The organism is Bradyrhizobium sp. 142 (genome assembly GCF_023074015.1).
Lineage (GTDB): Bacteria > Pseudomonadota > Alphaproteobacteria > Rhizobiales > Xanthobacteraceae > Bradyrhizobium.
This window is the reverse complement of the sequence record NZ_JADPKQ010000479.1, coordinates 1-872: the sequence shown is the minus strand read 5'-3', so window position 1 is coordinate 872 and position 872 is coordinate 1. Positions and strand designations below refer to the sequence as shown.

2 protein-coding genes are annotated in these 872 nt (G+C 57.7%); both read right to left on the bottom strand.

The window, feature by feature from the left end; translation table 11 throughout:
• Positions 1–154: 154 nt before the first annotated feature.
• The gene (locus IVA82_RS43300; RefSeq protein ID WP_247493905.1) at positions 155–304 is read right to left on the bottom strand and encodes a hypothetical protein; all 150 of its coding nucleotides are present in this window, start codon (positions 302–304) and stop codon (positions 155–157) included.
• A 216-nt stretch (positions 305–520) separates the two neighbouring features.
• Positions 521–872 (bottom strand): hypothetical protein (locus tag IVA82_RS43295; RefSeq protein ID WP_247493904.1); only part of this gene is annotated, 352 nt, incomplete at its 5' end.

The window sequence follows — 872 nt, the reverse complement described above, 5'->3', positions numbered from 1 at the left end:
ACGCATACGCAACTCCTACTCAGGAGGTGCAATCACGCTGCTGTCGGATCGTTCCGGCCGGAATTGCGCGCGGCAATGGATGTGGCCTACTGCCGGCCCACTTGCGCCGAGCACCGACCGCGCTAATGGAGAGAGGCCGCCAACTGACGCGATCTTACTTCTCGCGGAGACGGTCCCATTCATTCGTCTTCTCGGGCGCGGGGATAAAATCCTCCACTCGCTTCAGCCCGGCGGCTTTAAAGAGACCGAGAGTGATGACGATCATCATCAACACGGTTCCAGCTAGTACCACCAGCGTCAACATGGGTGTCTCCATGTTCGCCCCGCATATAAACTCAGGCAGTCAGGTTGTCGTTCCCAAACGACAGGCAGGGAACGCTTTGCCGACTACCAAGTTTTCCCGATGCCCTCCCCCTAGGGCGACCCCGTCGGCCCCAGCTCCACCACCCCATTGCCCCCGGAGCTGGGGCCATTTTTTTGGCGCTCGTTCCAACCGAGCAAATCAGGCCCTCTCCCAAAATCAAACTAGGCCACCGCGCTCGGAAGCAGGCCAGTACCCGGCGATCCATGAGAACCGATCGCCGCACACGCTCAGGTGATCCGCCAGCTTGGTGAATAGTCGAGCTTTAAAAGTACAGCCAATGTCGAACGCCGGACAGACTAAATTGCCGAGTTTTCCTAGTCTATGAGGCCTGGTCCAACGGAGACCTTCTGGGGCATTATAATAAGAAAGGGGCGCGCAATGGATAATCGTGCGCGACTGGATGATCGTCATTTTGCTCTGCGCCAACGCCTTGATGCGCTCGCTTCTCAAGTTTCCGAACTTGAGAACCTTCGAGGCCAAGTAGCCGAGGCCGAGCGCAGAATCTTCG

Coding starts and splice junctions, on each gene's coding strand:
- IVA82_RS43300 (WP_247493905.1), bottom strand. CDS start 304: ATGTTGACGCTGGTGGTACTAGCTGGAACCGTGTTGATGATGATCGTC.